This window comes from Streptomyces sp. NPDC093795 (assembly GCF_044764665.1).
Lineage (GTDB): Bacteria > Actinomycetota > Actinomycetes > Streptomycetales > Streptomycetaceae > Streptomyces.
In genome coordinates, this window is sequence record NZ_JBIWIO010000007.1 from 438,364 (window position 1) to 459,942 (window position 21,579).

Genomic DNA, 21,579 nt, shown 5'->3' on the forward strand with positions numbered 1-21,579 from the left:
GAACGCGGAGAAGCCCGTGACCGCCAGAGCGGTCACGGGCTTCCCCGTCACGGTGGGCAGAGGCCCTACATGCCGACTTCCTTCATCAGCATGCCGACCTCCGTGTTGGTGAGCCGGCGCAGCCAGCCCGACTTCTGGTCGCCCAGGGCGATCGGGCCGAACGCCGTCCGGACCAGCTTCTCGACCGGGAAGCCGGCCTCGGCCAGCATGCGGCGCACGATGTGCTTGCGGCCCTCGTGCAGCGTGACCTCGACCAGGTAGTTCTTGCCGGTCTGCTCGACCACGCGGAAGTGGTCGGCCTTGGCGTAGCCGTCCTCCAGCTGGATGCCGTCCTTGAGCCGCTTGCCGACCTCGCGGGGCAGCGGTCCTGTGATGGCGGCCAGGTAGGTCTTCTTCACGCCGTACTTCGGGTGCGTGAGGCGGTGGGCCAGCTCACCGTGGTTGGTGAGCAGGATGATGCCCTCGGTCTCCGTGTCGAGCCGGCCGACGTGGAACAGCCGGGTCTCACGGTTGTTGACGTAGTCGCCGAGGCACTGGCGGCCGTCCGGGTCCTCCATCGTGGAGACGACACCGGCGGGCTTGTTCAGCGCGAAGAAGAGGTGCGACTGGGTGGCGACGGTCAGGCCGTCCACCTTGATCTCGTCCTTCTCCGGGTCGACGCGCTTGCCCTGCTCCAGGACGATCTCGCCGTTGACCTCGACGCGGGCCTGCTCGATGAGCTCCTCGCAGGCGCGCCGCGAGCCCATGCCGGCCCGGGCGAGGACCTTCTGCAGCCGCTCGCCCTCCTGCTCGGCGCCGGGGAAGGTCTTCGGGGTCTTGATCTCCGGGCGGCCTTCGTACCGCTCCCGGTTGCGCTGCTCGATCTTGGCCTCGAGCTCGCGCGAGCGGGCCGGGGCCTGCCGCTGCCCGTGCGGGCCACGACGGGGCGGGGTACCGCCCTGGGGGGCCTTGGGGCCGCCCTTGGCGCCGCCGCGGGCCGCGGTGCCGCGACCCTTCTTCGGGGGCTCGGCGGGGGGGCTCACGTCGTAGGAGCGCTCCTCGGGGCGAGGCCGGCGCGGGCTGCTGGGGCGCTGGTCGTCACGACCACCGCCGCCGCCCCGGTAGCCACCGCCGCCGGAGCCGCTCCCACCCGAGCTGCTGCCGCCCCGGTAGCCACCGCCGCCGGAGCCGCTCCCACCCGAGCTGCTGCCGCCCCGGTAGCCACCGCTACCGGAGCCGCTCCCACCCGAGCTGCTGCCGCCCCGGTAGCCACCGCCACCGGAGCCGGAGCCGCTGCCGCCACCGGAGCCCCGGTAGCCGCCACCGCCGCTGCCGCTGCCGCTGCCACCGGAGCCGCGGTAGCCACCGCCACCGCCGGCACCGCTGCCACCGCGGCCGCCACCGCTGCTGCCGCCGCGGCCGCCGCTGTTGCCACCACGGCTCCCGCCGTTGTTTCCGCTGCTGTTCCTGCCGCTGCTGCTTCGCATCAAACTTCCGTCTTGTCGTCGTCGTCCTCACGATCCGGTGCATCCGGATCGAACGACGGAACCCCTTCCAGCGAGTCCGGCTCGACCGCCTCCGCCTCGGGGAGGAAGGGCGCCAGCTCGGGGAGCTCGTCCAGACCGCGCAGGCCCATCCGCTCCAGGAAATAGTTCGTCGTCCTGTACAGGATCGCACCTGTTTCGGGTTCCGCGCCCGTCTCCTCCACCAGACCCCGCTGGAGGAGGGTCCGCATCACGCCGTCACAGTTGACTCCGCGGACCGCGGAGACCCGCGAACGGCTGACCGGCTGGCGGTACGCGACGACCGCCAGCGTCTCCAGGGCCGCCTGGGTGAGCCGGGCCTGCTGCCCCTCCAGGACGAAGGCCTCGACGGCCGGGGCGTGCTCGGGGCGGGTGTAGTACCGCCAGCCGCCGGCCACCTGACGCAGCTCGAAGCCGCGGCCCTGGGCGGTGTACTCGTCGGCCAGCTCGCGCAGCGCGTCGGCCACCTCGCGGGGGGCGCACTCCAGGACCTTGGCCAGATGGGCCTCGGTGGCGGGCTCGTCGACGACCATGAGGACGGCTTCGAGTGCGGGCTTGAGGTCGCTCACCGCGGCGCCTCCGTTTCTCGCTCGGGTACCTGGTCGAACTCGTCCGTGACGCGGGTCTCCTCGTCACCGTCGTCCCCGCCGGTCCAGGAGACCGTGAGGTCCCCCAGGGCGGTCTCCTGGTCGAGGGCGACGGCCTTCTCCCGGTAGAGCTCCAGGAGGGCCAGGAAGCGGGCCACGACGGTCAGGGTGTCGTCGCCCACGTCCTCGACCAGCTCCCGGAAGAGCGCGGACCCGCGCTCCCGCAGCAGCGCGACGACCACGGCGGCCTGCTCGCGGACGCTGACGAGCGGGGCGTGGATGTGGTCGACGTACACCTGGGGTGCGGCCTTCGGCTGCATCGCCTTGGCGGCCAGCCGGGCGAAGCCCTCGGCGCCGATGGAGATGACGACCTCGGGGAGCAGCGCGGCGTGGTGCGGTTCGAGTCCGACGGTACGGGGGTGGCGGCGGCCCTCCGCCTCCCAGCGCTCCTCGAAGATCGCCGCGATGCGTTTGTACGCCCGGTACTGGAGGAGCCGGGCGAAGAGCAGGTCGCGCGCCTCCAGGAGCGCGAGGTCGGCCTCGTCCTCCACCTCGGCGGCGGGCAGCAGCCGGGCGGCCTTGAGGTCGAGCAGGGTGGCGGCGACGACCAGGAACTCGGTGGTCTGGTCGAGGTCCCCGTCGGGCCCGAGGGCGCGCAGGTGCGCCATGAACTCGTCGGTGACCTGGGAGAGGGCGACCTCGGTGACGTCGAGCTTGTGCTTGGTGATCAGCTGGAGCAGCAGATCGAAGGGCCCCTCGAAGTTCGAGAGCCGCACGGTGAACCGGCCACCGCCGTCGACGTCCGCGCCGCCACCCTCGCCCGCGCCACCGGCGCCATCACCCGAGCCGCCCCCGGCGTCGCCCGGCGGCGCACTGCCCGCGTCGGGGGCGGCGGAGGCTGCGGCGCTCGCCTCGGAGTGACCGGCCTCCTCCCCCGCGTCCGGGCCCCGCCCCAGGACGCGGCGGCGTGGTGGGCGGGACGTTTCGTCGGAGGCGTGGTGCATGGAGGTCCAGGGGAGAACGGGGAGCGCGGTAGCCCGCAGGCTACCGTCAGCGGCCGCGCAGACGGCGGACGAGGATGCTCGCGTCGCCGCGGGACTCCAGGTCCGCCAGGACGACCGCGACGGCCTCCCGGACGATCCGGCCCCGGTCGACGGCGAGACCGTGCTCACCGCGGAGCACGAGCCGGGCGTGCTCCAGGTCCATCAGCTCCTCGGCGGAGACGTAGACCGTGATCTTCTCGTCGTGGCGCTCGCGACCGCTGGGCCGCCGGTTCGGGGCGCGGCCGCCGCGCCGCCGCGCCGCCGGGGCGGGTACGGCGGCGGTGGGCGCGCCCTTGGGGGCGGCGCCCTCGGGCTCCGCCGTCCTGGCGCGCGGTTCCGCCGCCTCGGAGTCCGCCGCCGTGTGCTCCGCCGTGCCTGAGCCCTCGGCCGCCGTCGGGTCGCTCTCGCTCGCCGGTGCCGGAACAGCCCGGCGGGACGCGGAGCCCTGGAGCGCCATCCCCCCGGTCGTACGGAAGAGTTCGTCGGCGCCGGGCAGACTCACTCGGCGTGACACCGGGCGAGCACCTCCCTGGCGAGCTGGCGGTAGGCGGCGGCGCCCACGGAGTTGGAGGCGTAGGTGGTGATGGGCTCGCCGGCGACGGTGGTCTCCGGGAAGCGCACGGTCCGCCCGATGACCGTGTGGTACACGTGCTCGTCGAAGGCCTCGACGACGCGCGCGAGGACCTCACGGCTGTGCACGGTCCGCGAGTCGTACATCGTGGCGAGGATGCCGTCGAGTTCGAGCTCGGGGTTGAGCCGCTCCTGGACCTTCTCGATGGTCTCGGTCAGCAGCGCCACTCCACGCAGCGCGAAGAACTCGCACTCCAGCGGCACGATGACCTTGTGAGCCGCCGTCAGGGCGTTCACGGTCAGCAGGCCGAGCGAGGGCTGACAGTCGATCACGATGTAGTCGTAGTCGTTCATCAGCGGCTTCAGGGCGCGCTGGAGCGTCGACTCGCGCGCGACCTCGCTGACGAGCTGGACTTCGGCAGCCGAGAGGTCGATGTTGCTCGGCAGCAGGTCCATGTTGGGCACCGCGGTCTTGAGGAGGACCTCGTCCGCCGACATGCCCCGCTCCATGAGCAGGTTGTAGACGGTGAGGTCGAGCTCCATCGGGTTCACGCCGAGGCCGACCGACAGGGCTCCCTGCGGGTCGAAGTCGACGAGCAGCACCCGTCGTCCGTACTCGGCGAGCGCCGCGCCCAGGTTGATGGTCGACGTGGTCTTGCCGACGCCGCCCTTCTGGTTGCACATCGCGATGATCGTCGCGGGTCCGTGGTCGGTCAGCGGACCCGGGATCGGGAAGTACGGCAGCGGCCGTCCGGTGGGGCCGATCCGCTCACGGCGCTGACGGGCAGCGTCGGGTGCGAGGGTGGCCGCGTACTCCGGATCGGGCTCGTACTCGGCGTCGGGGTCGTAGAAGTGCCCCTCGGGCACCTCGTCATAGGCGGCGAAGTGGGTGGACTCTCGGCCCATCTCGTTGCCGGCCGTGGCGTTCACGTGTAGGCCGTCCATCGTCTTCATCGTGTGGGCTGTCGTCATGGGCTGGTGCGTCGCGAAGGTCCGCACCGCGACGGAGCCGAACGGAGCACCTGGTACACCGCTCCCGGGAGTAATTGTCGACTCATTCACAAGTCGTCTTACCTCCTTGGATGTCACCAGGAACATTTATCGATAGGTCAGCGTGGCACCATGCCGACGGTTGGCGACTCTATGGCGTGTCACCGGTCCGCAGCAACACAATCCGCCGGACCCGGCCCGATGTGTCGGCAACCGAACACCTCTCTGTCAAGGGTGCGCAGGCATGCATCCACACGTTTCAGGGGTGTGCGAAACGGTTAAACAGTTACGTTCGAGGCGAGTTGGCCGAACGTTCCGCCGGGTCCGGACACACGTCCGGCCGGACCTTGTCGAACAAGGTCCGGCCGGGGCGCGGATTGACGGCACGCGTTGACGGCGATGCCGCGAGCGTCAGCCCAGGAGGCTGCTCAGCTCGACGTGCTCGAGGCCGTGCGCCTCGGCGACCTCCTTGTAAACCACCTTGCCGTCATGGGTGTTGAGGCCGAGACCGAGCGCGGCGTCGCGGCGCAGCGCCTCGACCCAGCCGTTGTTCGCCAGCGACACGATGTAGGGCAGCGTGGCGTTGGTGAGGGCATAGGTGGAGGTGTTCGGGACCGCGCCGGGCATGTTGGCGACGCAGTAGAAGACCGAGTTGTGGACCTGGAAGGTCGGCTCGGCGTGGGTGGTCGGGTGCGAGTCCTCGAAGCAGCCGCCCTGGTCGATCGCGATGTCGACAAGGACACTTCCGGGCTTCATCTTGGCGACGAGCTCGTTGGTGACCAGCTTCGGGGCCTTGGCGCCCGGGATGAGGACGGCACCGATGACGAGGTCGGCCTCGACGACGGCCTTCTCCAGCTCGAAGGCGTTGGAGACGATCGTCTTCACCTTGGTGCCGAAGATCTTGTCGGCCTCGCGGAGCTTGTTGATGTCACGGTCGAGCAGGGTCACGTGGAAGCCCATGCCGACGGCGATCTGGGTGGCGTTCCAGCCGGAGACGCCGCCGCCGATGACGACGCACTCGCCGGCGTGGGTGCCGGGGACGCCGCCGGGGAGGACGCCGCGGCCGCCGACCGAGCGCATCAGGTGGTACGCGCCGACCTGCGGGGCCAGGCGGCCCGCGACCTCGGACATCGGGGCGAGCAGCGGAAGCGCGCGACCGACGGTCTCGACGGTCTCGTACGCGATGGCGGTCGTGCCGGAGGCCAGGAGCGCGTCCGTGCACTCCCTGGAAGCGGCGAGGTGCAGGTACGTGAAGAGCGTCTGGTCCTTGCGGAGGCGGTGGTACTCCTCCGCGATCGGCTCCTTGACCTTGAGCAGCAGGTCGGCGGTGGCCCAGACCTCGTCGGCGGTGGGGAGGATCTCGGCGCCGGCCGAGACGTACTCCTCGTCCGTGATCGAGGAGCCGACACCGGCGTTCTGCTCGACGAAGACCTGGTGGCCGTGGCGGACGAGCTCGTGGACACCGGCAGGGGTGATGGCCACGCGGAACTCGTTGTTCTTGACCTCGCGGGGGATGCCGACCTTCATCGTCGATCACGGTCCTTGAATCAGGGGGGATATCTGGGGCACTGCGATACATACCCGGATGCACTGCGGCGCACCGGGGCAGACCACGTTCGAACGCGGCGCACCCAGTCTAATGAAGGAGTTCTCCCTGTCTAGCCTTTCAAAGTACTAATCTTCGCCGGACCCACTGCGGATTTCGTAGGCGGATCTTGTTGTTTCGAGCAGTCTGTCGGCGGCGGCCCGGTGCAGTCGGGCGGCCGCGGGGTCCCCGAGCCGGTCGAGGGTGTCGGCGAGCCGCAGCTGCAGCGCGGCCTGGAGCCGGGTGTCCTGGGCGCGCCGGGCCCACTCCACCGCCTCCTCGCAGGTCCGCAGGGACTCCTCGGGCCGCCCTGCGTACTCCTGGACCCGGGCCGCCTCGCTCAACGCCCGTGCGTAGCCCGGGAGATCGGCGAGCCGCCGGTAGCCGGCCGCGGCGGCGCGCCAGTTCCGCAGGGCCTCGCCGTACCGGCCCGCGTAGGTCTGCACGGCGCCGAGGCGGGCGTAGAGCCGGGCCTGGTCGGCCCGCTCGTCCCGGGCGAGGCGCTGAGCGAGCGCCCGTCCGTACCAGTCGCCGGCCCGCTGCCAGTCCCCCAGCTCCTGATAGGAGCCACCTACGGATTCCATTGCGCGACCGGTCGCATACGGGTCATTTGCTGTGCGTCCGGCCTCCAAAGCCGACCGATATCGCAGAAGTGCGTCCTTCGTCCTGCCGGTCCTGGCGTCGAGATCGGCCAGGTTGAGCAGGGCGGCGGCCCGCTCCCTGTGCAGCCCGCGCCGCTCGGCCACGTCCAGGACCAGCCGGTGGAGGCCGTACAGCTCCGGCGCGGCCGCCTCGGCGCCCCGGTGCGCGGCGAGCGCCCTGACGAGGGACGCGACCAGGCGGCGAGCGAGGGTGTCGAGCTCGCCGTCGGCGACGGCGAGCCGGGCGGAGGCGAGGAGGACGGGCTGCCGGGAACGCAGCCAGTCGGCCCCGGCGGCCGCGTTCGGGAAGCGCAGGGCGCGCGGCAGCCCGGCCAGCTTCCGGCGGGCGGGCGAGCCCTCGGGTTCGGTGACCGCACGGCAGGACTGGAGGAGCCGTACGGTCCGCTCCAGCATCCGGGCCCGCGCGAGCTGGACCTCGGCGGGCCGGTCGCTCTCCTCCAGCTGGGCGCGCAGGAGGGGGACGAGATGGCCGGGGACCTCGTACTGCCCGTCCTCGCCGCCTGCGAGGAGCCCCAGGGCGGCGAAGTCGGCGAGGGTGGTGGCGGCGGCCGAGACCGAGCAGCCGGCCAGGGCGGAGGCGGTGTGGGCGTCGGCCCGGCCCAGCGGGGCCAGGGACAGGTAACGCAGTATCCGGGCGGCGGTGGCGGGCAGCGCCTCGTGGGCGAGCAGGAAGGCCCGGGTGAGGGGGTCGCCGCCGAGCCCGCGCAGCTGCTTGGCGAGGTCGGCGACGGAGGTCTTGGGGTGGGTGGAGAGCCAGCCGCCGGCGAGGACGACCGCGCCGGGCAGTCCGCCGCACTCCTCGACGAGGGCCTCGGCGGCCTGCGGGTCGACGGTGATGCGTACGGAGCCGGTGAAGGAGGTGAGCAGCTCGATGGCCGACTTGGGGTCGAGCCCGCCGAGCGTGCAGGGCCGTACGTCGGCGATGCCGGTGAGCGGGCCCCGGGAGACGCCCACCACCAGGGCGTCGGGGTTGTCGGGGATCAGCGGATCGGCCTGTGCGGCGTCCACGGCGTCGTCGAGGACCAGGACGGCCCGGCGTTCGGCGAGGGCGCCGCGGACCAGTTCGGTCAGTTCGTCCTCGGCGGCGCCGGGGGGTTCGGCGACACCGAGGACGGCGAGGAGTTCCTGGGCGGCGCGGGCGGTGGGGACCGGGTCGCCGCCGGGCTCGGTGAGCCGGGCCCGGAAGATCCCGTCGGGGTAGCGGTCGGCGAGCCCCGCGGCCAGTTCCTCGGCGAGCGCGGTGCGTCCGGAGCCGGGCTTGCCCGCGATGAGCAGGACCCGGGCGCGGGGCGCCTTGCGGCCGGTGAGGGTGTCGAGGCCGGTCCGCTCGATGTCGGCGCGCAGGGCCTTCAACTCCCGCTGCCGGCCGAAGAACTGCCGGTTGCCGGCCGTCGCCACCGCCTGATCCGTCACGGGCCACGCTCCCGTCCACCTGCGCACGAGCCGATCCCGCGGGGGTCTCCGCACGGGCGATTCCGAGCGTAGTTCAGGGCACGGCACGGACCCGGCGGAGCAGGGCGGACACGTCGCCCGATCGGATCAGCGGATGGTCACACCACCTCACCCTCGGGGCGCTACGCCTCGAACGGGCGCGCCGGCCAGGGCGCCTCGGCCGGGCGGAGCGCGTCGAGGCCCTCCCCCGCCCGCGCGGCCGCCAGCGACAGCACCCCCACGACCAGGCAGTTGTTGTGCAGCTCGCCCGCGAGGACCCCCCGCACGAGGTCCGCGACCGGCACCCGCGCCAACTCCATGTCGGCCTCCTCCTCCGCGACCTCGAAGCGCTCGCCCTCCGCGTCCGACAGATCCCGCGCCAGGAAGACCCGTACCGCCTCGTCGCAGCCGCCGGGCGTCGTGTACACGTCGGCCAGGACCCGCCAGTCCTCGGCCTTGACGTGCGCCTCCTCGTACAGCTCGCGCTGCGCCGCGTGCAGCGGGTTCTCACCGGGTACGTCGAGGAGCCCCGCCGGGATCTCCCAGAGCTTCTGCCGCACCGGGTGCCGGTACTGCTTGAGCAGCAGGACCCGGTCCTCCTCGTCGAGGGCCAGGACGGCCACCGACCCGGGGTGGACCTGGTAGTCGCGGCGCGCGACCGTGCCACCCGGCATGACCACGTCGTCCGTGCGGACGCTCGTCTTGTTTCCCTGGAACGGGGTAACCGTGGCGACGACCCGCCACTCCTCCGGGGTGTCCTGCAACTCCATCTGCGTCCTCCCACATACGAAAGCCGGGGTACGCGCCCCCGAGAGGGACCCGTACCCCGGCAACGTTAACGCGCCGTGCTACTTCGCGGTCTTGCGCTCCACGGCCGCCTTGACCAGGCCCGCGAAGAGCGGGTGCGGGCGGGTCGGGCGGGAGCGGAGCTCCGGGTGCGCCTGGGTGGCGACCAGGTAGGGGTGGATCTCGCGCGGGTACTCGACGTACTCGACGAGCTTGTTGTCCGGGGAGGTGCCGGAGAAGACCAGACCGGCCTTCTTCTCCAGCTCCGCGCGGTAGGCGTTGTTCACCTCGTAGCGGTGACGGTGACGCTCCTCCACGTACGGCTGGTCGTCGTAGACCTCGCGGACGATCGAGCCCTCGGCGAGCTTCGCCGGGTACAGGCCCAGGCGCATCGTTCCGCCCAGGTCGCCGGCGCCCTCGACGTACGCGAGCTGCTCCTCCATCGTCGAGACGACGGGGTGCGCGGTGGCCGGGTCGAACTCGGTGGAGTTGGCGTCGGGGATGTCGGCCAGGTTCCGGGCCGCCTCGATGACGATGCACTGGAGGCCGAGGCAGATGCCGAGCAGCGGCACCTTGTTCTCACGGGCGTACCGGATCGCGCCGACCTTGCCGCTCACACCGCGGTCGCCGAAGCCGCCGGGGACGAGGATCGCGTCGACGTCGCCGAGCTGCTTCTCGGCGTCGGCCGGGGTCTTGCAGTCGTCGGAGGTGACCCACTTGACCTTGACCCGCGCCTTGTTGGCGAAGCCGCCGGCCCGCATGGCCTCGGTGACCGAGAGGTAGGCGTCGGGCAGGTCGATGTACTTGCCGACGAGCGCGACGGTGACCTCGTGCTCCGGGTTGTGGACGCGGTCCAGGAGGTCCTCCCAGACGGTCCAGTCCACGTCGCGGAAGGGCAGGTCGAGCTTGCGGACGACGTAGGCGTCCAGGCCCTCGGTGTGCAGCACCTTCGGGATGTCGTAGATCGACTTGGCGTCGATGGCGGCGACCACGGCGGCCTCGTCGACGTCGCACATCAGCGAGATCTTGCGCTTGATGGCGGTCGGGACGTCGCGGTCGGCGCGCAGCACGATGGCGTCCGGCTGGATACCGATGTTCCGCAGGGCGGCGACGGAGTGCTGGGTCGGCTTGGTCTTCAGCTCACCGGAGGGGCCGATGTAGGGCAGCAGCGAGATGTGCACGACGAAGACGTTGTCGCGGCCGACCTCGTGGCGGACCTGGCGGACGGTCTCCAGGAACGGCAGCGACTCGATGTCACCGACCGTGCCGCCGACCTCGGTGATGACGACGTCCACGTCGTCGGTCGCCATGCGGCGGATCCGGGACTTGATCTCGTTGGTGATGTGCGGGATGACCTGCACGGTGTCACCGAGGTACTCGCCGCGCCGCTCCTTGGCGATGACCTGCGAGTAGACCTGGCCGGTGGTGACGTTGGCCGAGCCGTCGAGGTCGACGTCGAGGAAGCGCTCGTAGTGGCCGATGTCCAGGTCGGTCTCGGCGCCGTCGTTGGTGACGAACACCTCGCCGTGCTGGAACGGGTTCATCGTGCCCGGGTCGACGTTCAGGTACGGGTCGAGCTTCTGCATCGTGACCCGCAGGCCCCGGGCCTTGAGGAGCGCACCCAGGCTGGAGGCGGTCAGGCCCTTGCCGAGGCTGGAGGCGACACCCCCGGTGACGAAGATGTGCTTGGTCGTCGTGGTTTTGGGCGGCATCGCCAAGAGGGGGCTCCCGTGGTCGCGTTCTGGAGGTGCGTACCGGCGTGCCCTCCGGAAGAATCGGGGGGTGCCGTCGCTGCGGTTTCGGGGTCCTCGGCTGTCGCCGTTTCCCACCGGTCCACGGGGTACCAGGGTATCAGCGACATCGGGAGGCCGCTTCCGGCCACACGCGGCAGTCGGGTGTACACGGACGGCGACGCGCGGGCGGGGCGGACCCTCCCGACGGAAAGGGGGGACCCTCTCATCAGGGACAGGACGGACCACGCATCGGCGTGGGGCACTACGAGTAGGACGGGTTCACCCGATCGGAGCAGCACCGTTACCGGGGTGATCACCGGGTCACTAGGGTGCGAAGTATCCTGCTCGGACACAGCCCGCCGAGCCGGCCGGCCAGCGGCACCACCCCGCCCGTCTTCCGGACCAAGAGCTCGTCGAAGACCCCTTGACCGCTGATACACGCAGACCCGGCCGCCATCCGGCCGGAGCATCTGAGCAAGCGCCCCGCGGGGCGGACGTGGCCGTTCGACTGGAGTGAAGCACGTGGCCGGGCGCATCGAGGATTACGCACTCATCGGAGACATGCAGACCGCCGCACTGGTCTGCCGCGACGGCAGCGTCGACTGGCTGTGTCTCCCCCGCTTCGACTCCCACGCGATCTTCGCCGGGCTGCTCGGCACCGAGGAACACGGATTCTGGCGGGTGGGCCCCGCCGGGCCCGCCGACGCCGAACCGCCCGCGGCCGACCGGCGCCGCTACCGTGGCGACTCGCTGATCCTGGAGTCCGAGTGGGACACCCCGCGCGGCACGGTCCGGGTGACGGACTTCATGCCCCCGCGTGACGGCGCGCCGCAGCTCATCCGGATCGTGGAGGGCGTCTCCGGCCGGGTGCGGATGCGTTCCGCGCTGCGGATGCGGTTCAGCTACGGCCGGATCGTGCCGTGGGTCCACAAGGTCGGCGAGCGCACGGTCGCCGTCGCGGGACCCGACTCGGTGTGGTTGGACACGGACGCCGAGACCCACGGCAAGGACCTGACGACGTACTCCGAGTTCACCGTCAATCCCGGGGACCGGATCACGTTCACGCTGTCCTGGCAGCCCTCCCACCGTGAGCCGCCGGCTCTGCCCGACCCCGAGGGCTCTCTCGAGGCGACCGCCGACTTCTGGCGCGAGTGGGTCGACCACTGCACGTACCACGGCCCCTACCGGGAGGCGGTGATCCGCTCCCTGATCACCCTGAAGGCGCTGACGTACGCGCCGACCGGCGGGATCGTGGCCGCGCCGACCACCTCGCTGCCCGAGGAGATCGGCGGCGTCCGCAACTGGGACTACCGCTACACCTGGCTGCGGGACGCGGCGATCACCCTCTCGTCGATGCTGCGCACCGGCTACCGCGAGGAGGCCCGCGCCTGGCGGGACTGGCTGCTCAGGGCGGTCGCGGGCGACCCGGAGAACCTCCAGATCATGTACGGCATCGCGGGCGAGCGGGAGCTCGGCGAGGCGGAGCTCGACTGGCTGCCGGGGTACGAGAACTCCGGTCCGGTACGGGTGGGCAACGGCGCCGCCAACCAGCTCCAGCTGGACGTCTACGGCGAGGTCACCGAAGCCCTCCACCTCGCGCACATGACGGGGCTCTCCCGCAACGACTACGCCTCGCTCCTCCAGATCAAGCTGATCAACTACCTGGAGAAGCACTGGGACCAGCCCGACGAGGGCATCTGGGAGGTCCGCGGCCCGCGCCGCCACTTCGTGCACTCGAAGGTGATGGCCTGGGTGGCCGTCGACCGTACGATCAAGCTCATCGAGTCCGGGGACGCCGACGGCCCCCTGGAGCGCTGGCACGCGCTGCGCGACCAGATCCACCGGGACGTCTGCGAGAAGGGCTACGACCCCGAGCGGAACACCTTCACGCAGTCGTACGGCTCCAAGGAGCTGGACGCCTCGCTGCTGCTGATCCCGCAGATGGGTTTCCTGCCGCCGGACGACAAGCGGGTCATCGGCACGATCGAGGCGATCCAGCGGGAGCTGTCCACGGAGGACGGGTTCGTGCTGCGCTACCCCACGGCCGGCGAGGAGGCCGGGGTCGACGGCCTGGAGGGCGACGAGGGCGCGTTCCTCGCGTGCTCGTTCTGGCTCGCGGACGACCTGGCGATGATCGGCAGGGTGGACGAGGCCCGCACCCTCTTCGAGAAGCTGCTCGGGCTCCGCAACGACCTGGGGCTGCTCGCGGAGGAGTGGGACCCGAGGCTCCAGCGGCAGGTGGGCAACTTCCCGCAGGCCTTCAGCCACGTCCCGCTGATCGACACGGCACTGCGGCTGACGGCGAGCGGGGCGTACGGCGGCTGAGGCCCGCGACCCGTTCGCCGCGTAGGGGGAGCCTCCTACGCGGCGGACGGGCGCACCGGCCGCCCGAGGCTCACCTCAGCGCGTCGATCACCTCCCGCGCGGCCCGCTCGCCCTCCGTCGCCCCGCCTTCCATGAAGCCCTGGAAGTCGTACGAACAGTGCTCGCCGCCGATGTGGACGTTGCCCTGGGCGGTGCCCTCGTAGCCGGCGTACCGGTGGAGGTAGCCGACGGGCCAGCAGGAGTACGCGCCGAGGGTGTACGGGTTCTTGTGCCAGGCGGAGAGCTGGGCGCGGCCCGTGTACGCCTTGGAGGTCCCGGGGAAGAAGGCGTCGATGCCCGCCAGGTAGCGGGTGACGAGGCTCCGCACGTACGGGTCGGACTCGGTGGAGAACGGCCCGGCCGGGTTCAGGTTCTTGGCCAGGCTGCCGCCGCCGTACTGGATGAGGATGCCGCCGGTGCCGCCCTGGAGCTTGGTGGTGTCCCAGGTCTGCTGGACCTCGGTGTCGGTGAAGCAGTCGCCCGCGGAGACTCCGGGCCAGGCTCCCGTGCCGCGCCAGGGGCGGGTGCCGAACTGCATGTTCAGCTTGGTGCAGTGGCCCATGCGGGCGTCCCGCAGCAGGTTCCGCATGAGCGGGTCGAAGCCGGCCAGGGAGAGGTCGAGCTGCTTGAGGATCGGCAGCGGGAGGCAGAGGACCGTGTGGTCGGCGGTGACGGTCCTGGTGACGCCGGCCTCGGTGAAGGTCAGCGTCTGGGTGCCGTCGGCGTTGGCCCGTACGGCGGTCAGGGACCAGCCGTGGCGCAGGGTGCCGGGGGCGAGCGCCCCGGCGATGGCGTTCGGGAGGCGGTCGTTGCCGCCGACGATGTGGTAGCGCTCGTTGGACAGGCCCCAGATGTTGAAGTTGCCGGGATTGGTCTGGTAGCCCATGAGCAGGACGAGGGCGAGCGAGGACTGTTCGGTGGTGTCGGCGCCGTACTCGACGTTGTAGGCGACGTCGATGAACTGGCCGAGCGGGGAGGTGTGCCCGCCGGGGACCCGGGTCTCGATCCATTCGTATATCGACATGTTGTCGAGTGCGGTGCCGGTGGGGGTGGTCTGGTTCCAGAGGACCTCCCCCGCTTCGGAGAGGTCGCGGCGCAGGGCCTGGTAGACGGCCTTGAAGTCCTCGTCGGCCTGGTGGCGCGGGTAGTAGGCGCCGTCGAACCAGAGGACCTCCTCGGCGCCCTGGGGTCCGCCGCCGAGGAAGTCCTCGACGTCGAGGCCGAAGCGGCGGCAGAGTTCCAGGATCTTCTTGTGGCTGGTGTCGATCAGCTCGCCGCCGATCTCGGAGGTCTGCCCGTACGCCCAGTGGGAGCGCTGCGTCCACATGCGGCCGCCGACCCTGGACGGGTTGGCCTCGTACAGCACGGGGCTGAGGCCGGCGTCCTGGAGGGTGAGGGCGGCGGTGAGGCCGGAGATCCCGGCGCCGACGACGGCGACCCGGGCGGTGCTCCTGACGGGCGGGTCCGGGACGGCGGCGCGGGCGGGGACGGCCGTGCCCGCGCCGACGCCGACGGCGACTCCGGCCGCGGCGGCGTACTTGAGCAGGGTCCGGCGCCCGGGGGCGTCGGCTCTCATGCCCCGGAGTTCGTCGACGGGGAGGTTCAGCCGTCGGGCGTCGGCGTGCTCGGCGGCGAGGCGCTTCAGGAGGTGCATCGGGTTGGTGCGTGCCATGGGGCGCTCCTGGAGGAGAAGGGGGAGGTCAGGCCTGGGGTACGGGGGCGGGTTCCGTGCGGGGTTCGTCGTCGCGCTCGGTGGCGTCCTCCAGGACGATCCGGCCGATGATCTCGTAGCGCTCGGGCCGCTTGGCCTTGAGGTAGAGGCCGAGGCCGAGGCCGCCGAAGAAGACGAGGCCGACGATCCAGGGGATCGCGTCGAAGAAGAGGGAGTCGGCGGCGAGTCCGGCCGCGGTCTCCAGGTTGATGATCAGCAGGACGACGACGGCGATCATGCCGATCCCGCCGAGGAGCGGGGCGGTGAAGGTCCTGAACCAGTGCCGGTCCTCGGGGTGGTTCTTGCGGAAGTAGCCGATGACGGCGAAGGAGCAGAGGGTCTGGACGATGAGGATCGCCATCGTGCCGAGGATCGCGAGCAGGGTGTAGAGGTGGATGTACGGGTCCTGGCCGGTGAGCCAGAAGGCGGCGACGAGGCCGACGGCGATCGCGCTCTGGACGTACGAGGCGATGTACGGCGAGCCGTGCCGGGTGTGTGTCCGGCCGAGCGCCGGGTGGAGGAAGCCCTCGCGGCCGATGGCGTACAGATAGCGCGAGGCGCACTGGTGGAAGGCCATGCCGCAGGCGAAGGAGCCGGTGAGCAGCAGCCACTGGAAGGCGTCGACGGCCCAGGCGCCGATGAAGCTCTGGGTGGGCGCGAAGAACAGGTCGAGCGGGGAGGCGGAGGCGGACAGCTTCACCGATTCGGCGAGGCCGTTGCCGGCGATCGTCATCCACGAGACGTAGATGTAGAAGAGGCCGACGCCGATGACGGAGATCAGGGTGGCGCGCGGGATGACCTTCTTGGGGTTGCGCGACTCCTCCCCGTACATGGCGGTCGATTCGAAGCCCACCCAGGACCAGAAGGCGAAGAAGAGTCCGAGTCCCGCGGAGGAGCCGGTGAAGGCGTTCACGGGGTTGATCGGCTCGACCGGTATGCCCTCGGGGCCGCCGCCCGCGATCAGGACGGCGGTGGCGACCGCGAAGAGGACCGCGATCTCGGCCACGAGCATCACGCCGAGCGCCTTGGCGGTCAGGTTGATGTCGAAGTACGACAGGACGGCCGTCACGGCGAGCATGACGGCCGCGTACAGGATCCAGGGCACGTCCACGCCGAACTGGTCGGCGACCGTCGTCTTGGCGAAGTACGCGAAGACCCCGACGATGGAGGCCTCGAAGACGATGTACGCGAGGACCGCGAGCATGCCGGAGGCCATGCCGGCGATCCGGCCGAGGCCGTGCGAGATGTAGCCGTAGAAGGCGCCGGCGGCCGTGATCCGCTTGGCCATGGCGACGTAGCCGACCGAGAAGACGGTCAGGACGAGCGTCGCGAAGAGATAGCCGGCGGGTGCGCCGGTGCCGTTGCCGAAGCCGACGGCGATGGGGAGGTTGCCGGTCATCGCCGTGATCGGCGCCGCGGTGGCCACGGCCATGAAGACGACGCCGACGAGCCCGACCGAGTTCGCCTTCAGCCGGTGGACCTCTGGGGTGGAGTTCTCTGCCATGGCGCGAGAGCATCCTCGCGAGTGACGCAGGCCACAATCGACATGCGGTCGCACAATTCACGCCACGACACGACGAGTTGTCGCCCTGGTGTACGAACTGTCCGGCGCCGTAACCGTGGGGTGATGTCGCCGGAACACGGACGCGGGTAGCGTCCGGCCCCATGGACAATCAGGGCGGGATCACCGTGCAGCGGGCGCTCGAGCTCCCGGGGCTGCGCGGCGGGCTCCCGGAGGTCGTCGCCGGCGCCGACCGGCTGCACCGCACGGTGCGCTGGGTGCACGCGGGCGAGGTGCCGAACATGGCGTCGCTGCTCAAGGGCGGCGAGCTGCTGCTCACGACGGGCCTCGGCCTGGGCACCCGCCCGGCCGAACAGCGCGCTTTCGTACGCCGGCTCGCGGACCGGGGCATCGCGGCGCTCGTCGTCGAACTGGGCCCGCGCTTCGCCCGGCTCCCGGCGACGATAGTGGAGACGGCGCGGACGGCGGGCCTGCCGCTGGTGCAGCTGCATCGCGAAGTCCCCTTCGTGGCGGTCACGGAGGAGATCCACACCGAGATCGTCAACGGCCACTACGCGCTCCAGCGGCAGGCCGAGGAGGTCCACCGGCAGTGCACGGAGGCGCTGCTCGGCGGCGGCGGGGTCCCGCAGGTCCTCCGTATCCTCTCCGACTTCGCCGCCAACCCGGTCTTCCTGGAGACCGCCGACGGGCAGCTGCTCTACGCGGCGGGTACGGAGTCGGCGCCCGCCGACCCGCTCCAGGTGTGGGACGGGCTGCGCGGCCGGCGGGCGGCCCGCGAGTCCGGCCCGCCCACCGGCACGGTCCTGGTCGACGTGCCCGGTGGCGGCCCCGGTACAGGTTCGGTACGGGCCCGCCTCGTCCTCCTGTCGGTCTCCGGCCCCCTCTCCCCCGTGCACCGGATGGCGGCGGAGCGCGCGGCCGGTCTCCTCGCGGTCGTCCTCATGCAGGCACGGCAGGAGGAGGAACTGGCCGCGCGTGGCCGGGGCGACTTCCTGACCGACCTCGCCGAGGGCCGGATCGCGGCCGAGGACGCCCCCGCGCAGGCCCGGGTCCTCGGCTTCAAGCCGGGTGACGGCCCGCTGCTTCCGGTGGTGATGCGGCTGGCCTCCGAGCTCTCCCCGTCGGGGAACTGGGCCCTGCTCGCGCGCGCGGTCCTGGAGGAGCTTGCGTCGGTCGGCGTGCCGGTCCTCCTGGGCGTCCGCCCGGTGGAGGGCCGGGTGCCCCTGCTCCTGGGGCTGCGCTCGGAGTCGGAGCGCACGGCGGTCGCGGACCGGGTCGCGGCGGCACTGCGCGCGGGCGTGGAGCGGGCCGGCCTGGAACGCGCCGGGGCGCACCCGCCGGTGGTCGTGGTCGGCGTCGCGGGCAGCTGGGCGGCGGCCTCGGCGGGCCTGCGGCACGCGGCGGAGACGGCGACGGCGGCGCAGGGCCTCTCGGAGCTGCCCTGGTACGACGCACGGCGCCTGGACATCGACCTCCTCCTGTGGCGGCTGCACTTCCACGGGGACACGGTCCTGGCGGCGTTCGTGGACCGCGCGATCGGCCCCCTCCGGGATCACGACAGCACGTCCCGCCCGCCCCTGCTGCCGACCCTGGAGACGTATCTGGCGCATGCGGGGCGCAAGGCGGAGACGGCCCGGGAGCTCCACCTCAACCGGCAGACCCTCTACAACCGCCTGGCCCGCATCTCGGAACTCCTGGGCACGGACCTGGACGACCCCCAAACAGTCCTGGCCCTCTCCCTGGCCCTGAGAGCCCGCCGCCACACGCCGTAACGGCGGGGGCGCCGGCCGGGGCCGGGGGTCGCCCCGGACGGAGTCTGGGGGAGAGTGGGCACACGGGACGGGGCCCTTGGCGGCGCCTCCGCCCCCCTGCGCCCCGGTACCCACCAGGACCGTGCCCCGTCTGCGGGCCGGTGGTCGGTTTGTGCCCACCCGTTCCGCCCCGGCGGAACGCATGCCCACAAACCGGGGACGGGGGGCAGCCCCCGCAACGGGAAAGGCACAACAAGGCACCGCCCCGCCACCGGCCTCAGCGACGCCCCACCAACTCGTCGTACACGCTCAACACATGCGCCACCGTCTCGTCCTCCGTGGGCCACGACCCCGCCTGCACCCGCCCCGCCGCCGCCAGGTCCATCCGCCGCTCCGCGTCCTCGAGCAGCCCCCGCACCGCCCCCGCGAGCGCCCCCGCGTCCCCGTACGGCACCAGCTCCGCCGCGTCCCCGACGAGTTCCGGCACGCCCCCGACCGCCGTGGCGACGAGCGGCACCCCGAGCCGCAGCGCCTCCTGCGCGAGCAGGGACCGCGCCTCCCACCGGGACGGGAGTACGGCCACGTCCGCCGCCGCGAGCAGCTCCGCGATGTCCTCGCGCCGCCCGATCAGCCGCACCGGCAGGTCCTCCGCGACGATCCGCCGTTGCAGGGCGGCCCGTTCGCGCCCCTCGCCCGCGATCACGAGGAGCGGCTGCGGGTCGAGCTCCCGCCACTCCCGGGCCGCGTCGAGCAGTGTCCGGTACCCCCGGCCCCGTTCGAGCGCCCCGACGGCCATGAGCAACGGCCGGTCGACGGCGCCCAGTTCGGCGCGGGCCTTGCCGTCGTGGAGGCATACGGGCCCTCGCGCGGCCGGCGTGGTGACGGGTGCGAGCCGGGCGTCGCGGGCCCCGCGCCGCCGGGCCCGGTCGACGAGCTCGGACGAGGTGGCGAGGACGACGGTCGCGGCCCGCACGGTCCTCCGTTCCAGGAGCCGCAGCATCCCACCGCGCGCCCCGTCCACGTGGACCCGGCTGTCCCAGGTGGTGACGAGCGGCGCACGCCCCCCGCCGCGGCCACCGCCCCCGCCCCCACCGGAGAGCGCGAGCGCGGCCCGTACGGACGCCGGCAACCCGTGCGCGTGGACGACGTCGGCCCCGATGCAGGCGTTGCGGAGCGCGGTGACCGTGGCGGGGTCGCCGAGCCAGGGCAGGGGCACGAAGTGCGCGCCTGCGCCCAGGTAGTCGTAGACGCGGTCGAGTTCGGCCGGGGCGCACACGGTCACCCGCACGCCCCTCGCCACCAGCCCCGAGGCGAGTGATCGGACGTGAGCGCTGCTGCCCGCGCTGCCGCCGCCCAACACCTGGACCGTACGGAGCTGTGTCACGCGCCCAAGGATGCCAGCCCGTACCGCCGACCGTACGCACGTTCCGGCACCGAAATGGCGTCGTTCCCCTGTACGGGAGGCGTACGGCTCCGGGACTCACCCCACGGGTTCACTCACTCGGGCGAGCGCGCGAGACGGCCCCGCGCTCCCCCACGGGCCGCGGCGGCGATCAGCGCGGCCGCGTGCGCGGCGAGTCCGAGCCGCCTCACGCGTCGGCCCGCGCCGTCGCGAGCAGCTCCTCCGCGTGGGCCCTGGCCGTCTCGGAGTCCTCCTGGCCCGCGAGCATCCGGGACAGTTCCCTGACCCGGTCCTCGCCCTCCAGGACGGTGACGCCGGACCGGGTCACGGAGCCGTCGTTGGTCTTCTCGACGAGGAGTTGCCGGTCGGCGAACGCCGCGACCTGCGGGAGGTGGGTGACGACCACGACCTGCGCGGTCCTGGCGAGCTTGGCGAGCCTGCGGCCGATCTCGACGGCCGCCTTGCCGCCGACACCGGCGTCGACCTCGTCGAAGAGGTACGTCGGCACCGGGTCCACCCCGGCGAAGACGACCTCGACCGCGAGCATCACCCGGGACAGCTCGCCACCGGAGGCGCCCTTGGCGATGGGCCGCGGCGGAGCCCCGGGGTGCGGGGCGAGCAGCAGCTCGACCTCGTCGGCCCCGGACGGGCCGTACGCGACCCGGCGGCCGCCGACCTCGACGCCTTCGGCGTCCTCGGTCTGCCGGATGTCGAAGGAGACGCGCGCGTGGGGCATGGCGAGCGAGGCGAGTTCGGCCGTGACCGCGTCGGCGAACCGGGCGGCCGCCTCCGTACGGGCGTCGGTGAGCCGCTGCGCGAGCACCGAGAGCTCGTCGCGCAGCCGGTCCCGCTCGGCGGTGAGTTCCTCGATGCGGTCGTCGTCGCCGTCCAGCTCACCGAGCCGTCCCGCGCTCTCCTCGGCCCAGGCGAGGACGGCCGCGACGCCCTCACCGTCCCGCCCGTACTTCCGGGTCAGTTGGGTGAGCGCCGCACGCCGCTCCTCGACGACGGCGAGCCGCAGCGGGTCGGCGTCCAGGTCGTCGGCGTATCCGGCGAGCTCGGTGGCCACGTCCCCGAGCAGGATGGAGATCTCCCCCATCCGGTCGGCGAGGGCCGCGAGCGCCGGATCGTGCGACCGTACGGCCTCCAGGGCCCGCCCGGCGCCCGCGACCAGGGTCGTGGCGTCGACGGACTCGGGATCCTCGGGTACGCCCGCGAGCGCGGCGTGCGCGAGCGCGGCGGCGGAGGCGAGCGCCTCGGCGTGCCCGAGCCGCTCCGCCTCGGCGGCGAGTTCGGTGTCCTCCCCCGCGAGCGGGGCGACGGCCTCGATCTCGCCGAGCCCGAAGCGCAGCAGATCGGCCTCCTGGGCGCGCTCCCTGGCCCGGGTGGTGATCTCGTCCAGCTCTCCGGTGACGGCACGCAGCCGCCGGTACGCCTCGCCGTAGGCGGCGAGCGGTACGGAGACGGCCTCTCCCGCGTACCGGTCGAGCGCACCGCGCTGCCGGGCGGGCTTGAGCAGGCCCTGCTGGTCGGTCTGGCCGTGGACGGCGACGAGTTCGTCGGCGAGCTCGGCGAGCAGCCCGACGGGCACGGAACGCCCGCCGAGGTGGGCCCGCGAGCGTCCCTCGGCCGAGATGGTCCGGCTGACGAGCAGGACGCCGTCCTCGAGCTCCGCCCCGGCCTCCTCGGCGCGTACGGCGGCGGGCGCGCCCGCGGGCACGCTGATCCGCCCCTCGACGACGGCCGAGGCCGCGCCGATCCGCACCAGGGCCGCGTCGGCCCGCCCACCGAGCAGCAGCCCGAGGCTGGTCACCACCATGGTCTTGCCCGCACCGGTCTCACCGGTCACCGCGGTGAAGCCGGGCGACAGCTCGACCACCGCGTCGTCGATGACCCCGAGCGACCGTATCCGCATCTCCTCCAGCACGCCCCAGACCATA

15 protein-coding genes are annotated in these 21,579 nt (G+C 72.4%); 2 read left to right on the forward strand and 13 right to left on the reverse strand.

Annotated elements, in window-relative coordinates; all coding sequences use genetic code 11:
- Window positions 1-65: 65 nt before the first annotated feature.
- The 9 genes from ACIRB7_RS21680 to ACIRB7_RS21720 form a co-directional block, all read right to left on the reverse strand.
- The gene (locus ACIRB7_RS21680; protein WP_403600955.1) at window positions 66-1,466 is read right to left on the reverse strand and encodes a pseudouridine synthase; all 1,401 of its coding nucleotides are present in this window, start codon (window positions 1,464-1,466) and stop codon (window positions 66-68) included.
- Window positions 1,466-2,071, reverse strand: coding sequence for an SMC-Scp complex subunit ScpB (gene scpB, locus ACIRB7_RS21685; RefSeq protein ID WP_403600957.1), 606 nt, complete (start codon window positions 2,069-2,071; stop codon window positions 1,466-1,468). The genes ACIRB7_RS21680 and scpB overlap by 1 nt, the downstream gene beginning before the upstream one ends.
- A complete protein-coding gene (locus ACIRB7_RS21690) occupies window positions 2,068-3,093 on the reverse strand; it encodes a segregation and condensation protein A (RefSeq protein WP_403600960.1) in 1,026 nt (341 codons plus the stop codon). Before ACIRB7_RS21690 ends, scpB begins: the two co-directional genes overlap by 4 nt.
- Window positions 3,094-3,139: 46 nt before the next feature.
- Entirely contained in the window at window positions 3,140-3,646 is a 507-nt protein-coding gene (locus ACIRB7_RS21695) for a hypothetical protein (RefSeq protein ID WP_403600963.1), read from the reverse strand.
- Window positions 3,631-4,656 (reverse strand): ParA family protein, encoded by a 1,026-nt coding sequence (locus ACIRB7_RS21700; protein ID WP_403601072.1) that lies wholly within the window; start codon window positions 4,654-4,656, stop codon window positions 3,631-3,633. The genes ACIRB7_RS21695 and ACIRB7_RS21700 overlap by 16 nt, the downstream gene beginning before the upstream one ends.
- A gap of 447 nt (window positions 4,657-5,103) precedes the next feature.
- Window positions 5,104-6,219 (reverse strand): alanine dehydrogenase, encoded by a 1,116-nt coding sequence (gene ald / locus ACIRB7_RS21705; protein ID WP_403600966.1) that lies wholly within the window; start codon window positions 6,217-6,219, stop codon window positions 5,104-5,106.
- Window positions 6,220-6,366: 147 nt separating this feature from the next.
- The gene (locus ACIRB7_RS21710; RefSeq protein WP_403600969.1) at window positions 6,367-8,352 is read right to left on the reverse strand and encodes a tetratricopeptide repeat protein; all 1,986 of its coding nucleotides are present in this window, start codon (window positions 8,350-8,352) and stop codon (window positions 6,367-6,369) included.
- Between the two features lie 161 nt (window positions 8,353-8,513).
- Window positions 8,514-9,140: an NUDIX domain-containing protein gene (locus tag ACIRB7_RS21715; RefSeq protein WP_403600972.1), complete on the reverse strand. Its 627-nt coding sequence runs from the start codon at window positions 9,138-9,140 to the stop codon at window positions 8,514-8,516.
- Window positions 9,141-9,218: 78 nt separating this feature from the next.
- Window positions 9,219-10,868 (reverse strand): CTP synthase, encoded by a 1,650-nt coding sequence (locus ACIRB7_RS21720; protein WP_351219932.1) that lies wholly within the window; start codon window positions 10,866-10,868, stop codon window positions 9,219-9,221.
- A 543-nt stretch (window positions 10,869-11,411) separates the two neighbouring features.
- Between ACIRB7_RS21720 and ACIRB7_RS21725 the strand changes: the two genes are divergently transcribed.
- Window positions 11,412-13,214: a glycoside hydrolase family 15 protein gene (locus ACIRB7_RS21725; protein ID WP_403600975.1), complete on the forward strand. Its 1,803-nt coding sequence runs from the start codon at window positions 11,412-11,414 to the stop codon at window positions 13,212-13,214.
- A 70-nt stretch (window positions 13,215-13,284) separates the two neighbouring features.
- On the opposite strand, the gene ACIRB7_RS21730 is transcribed toward ACIRB7_RS21725, so the two are convergent.
- Complete coding sequence (locus ACIRB7_RS21730) at window positions 13,285-14,925, reverse strand: flavin monoamine oxidase family protein (protein ID WP_403600978.1); 1,641 nt, start codon at window positions 14,923-14,925, stop codon at window positions 13,285-13,287.
- 28 nt (window positions 14,926-14,953) lie between these two features.
- Complete coding sequence (locus ACIRB7_RS21735; RefSeq protein WP_403600981.1) at window positions 14,954-16,468, reverse strand: APC family permease; 1,515 nt, start codon at window positions 16,466-16,468, stop codon at window positions 14,954-14,956.
- 161 nt (window positions 16,469-16,629) lie between these two features.
- Here ACIRB7_RS21735 and ACIRB7_RS21740 point away from each other — a divergent pair, with 161 nt between their 5' ends.
- Complete coding sequence (locus tag ACIRB7_RS21740) at window positions 16,630-18,258, forward strand: PucR family transcriptional regulator (protein WP_403600984.1); 1,629 nt, start codon at window positions 16,630-16,632, stop codon at window positions 18,256-18,258.
- 256 nt (window positions 18,259-18,514) lie between these two features.
- Here ACIRB7_RS21740 and ACIRB7_RS21745 read toward each other — a convergent pair whose 3' ends face one another.
- The gene (locus ACIRB7_RS21745; RefSeq protein ID WP_403600987.1) at window positions 18,515-19,621 is read right to left on the reverse strand and encodes a glycosyltransferase family 4 protein; all 1,107 of its coding nucleotides are present in this window, start codon (window positions 19,619-19,621) and stop codon (window positions 18,515-18,517) included.
- Between the two features lie 205 nt (window positions 19,622-19,826).
- The gene (recN, locus tag ACIRB7_RS21750; RefSeq protein ID WP_403600990.1) at window positions 19,827-21,578 is read right to left on the reverse strand and encodes a DNA repair protein RecN; all 1,752 of its coding nucleotides are present in this window, start codon (window positions 21,576-21,578) and stop codon (window positions 19,827-19,829) included.
- Window position 21,579: the final 1 nt, after the last annotated feature.

Bases quoted from the DNA above. Each gene is read 5' to 3' on its own strand.
- ACIRB7_RS21680 (WP_403600955.1), bottom strand. From the start codon at position 1,466: ATGCGAAGCAGCAGCGGCAGGAACAGCAGCGGAAACAACGGCGGGAGC.
- ACIRB7_RS21720 (WP_351219932.1), bottom strand. From the start codon at position 10,868: ATGCCGCCCAAAACCACGACGACCAAGCACATCTTCGTCACCGGGGGT.
- ACIRB7_RS21735 (WP_403600981.1), bottom strand. From the start codon at position 16,468: ATGGCAGAGAACTCCACCCCAGAGGTCCACCGGCTGAAGGCGAACTCG.
- ACIRB7_RS21730 (WP_403600978.1), bottom strand. From the start codon at position 14,925: ATGGCACGCACCAACCCGATGCACCTCCTGAAGCGCCTCGCCGCCGAG.
- recN (WP_403600990.1), bottom strand. From the start codon at position 21,578: ATGGTCTGGGGCGTGCTGGAGGAGATGCGGATACGGTCGCTCGGGGTC.
- ACIRB7_RS21740 (WP_403600984.1), top strand. From the start codon at position 16,630: ATGGACAATCAGGGCGGGATCACCGTGCAGCGGGCGCTCGAGCTCCCG.
- ACIRB7_RS21690 (WP_403600960.1), bottom strand. From the start codon at position 3,093: ATGCACCACGCCTCCGACGAAACGTCCCGCCCACCACGCCGCCGCGTC.
- ald (WP_403600966.1), bottom strand. From the start codon at position 6,219: ATGAAGGTCGGCATCCCCCGCGAGGTCAAGAACAACGAGTTCCGCGTG.
- ACIRB7_RS21700 (WP_403601072.1), bottom strand. From the start codon at position 4,656: ATGAAGACGATGGACGGCCTACACGTGAACGCCACGGCCGGCAACGAG.
- ACIRB7_RS21715 (WP_403600972.1), bottom strand. From the start codon at position 9,140: ATGGAGTTGCAGGACACCCCGGAGGAGTGGCGGGTCGTCGCCACGGTT.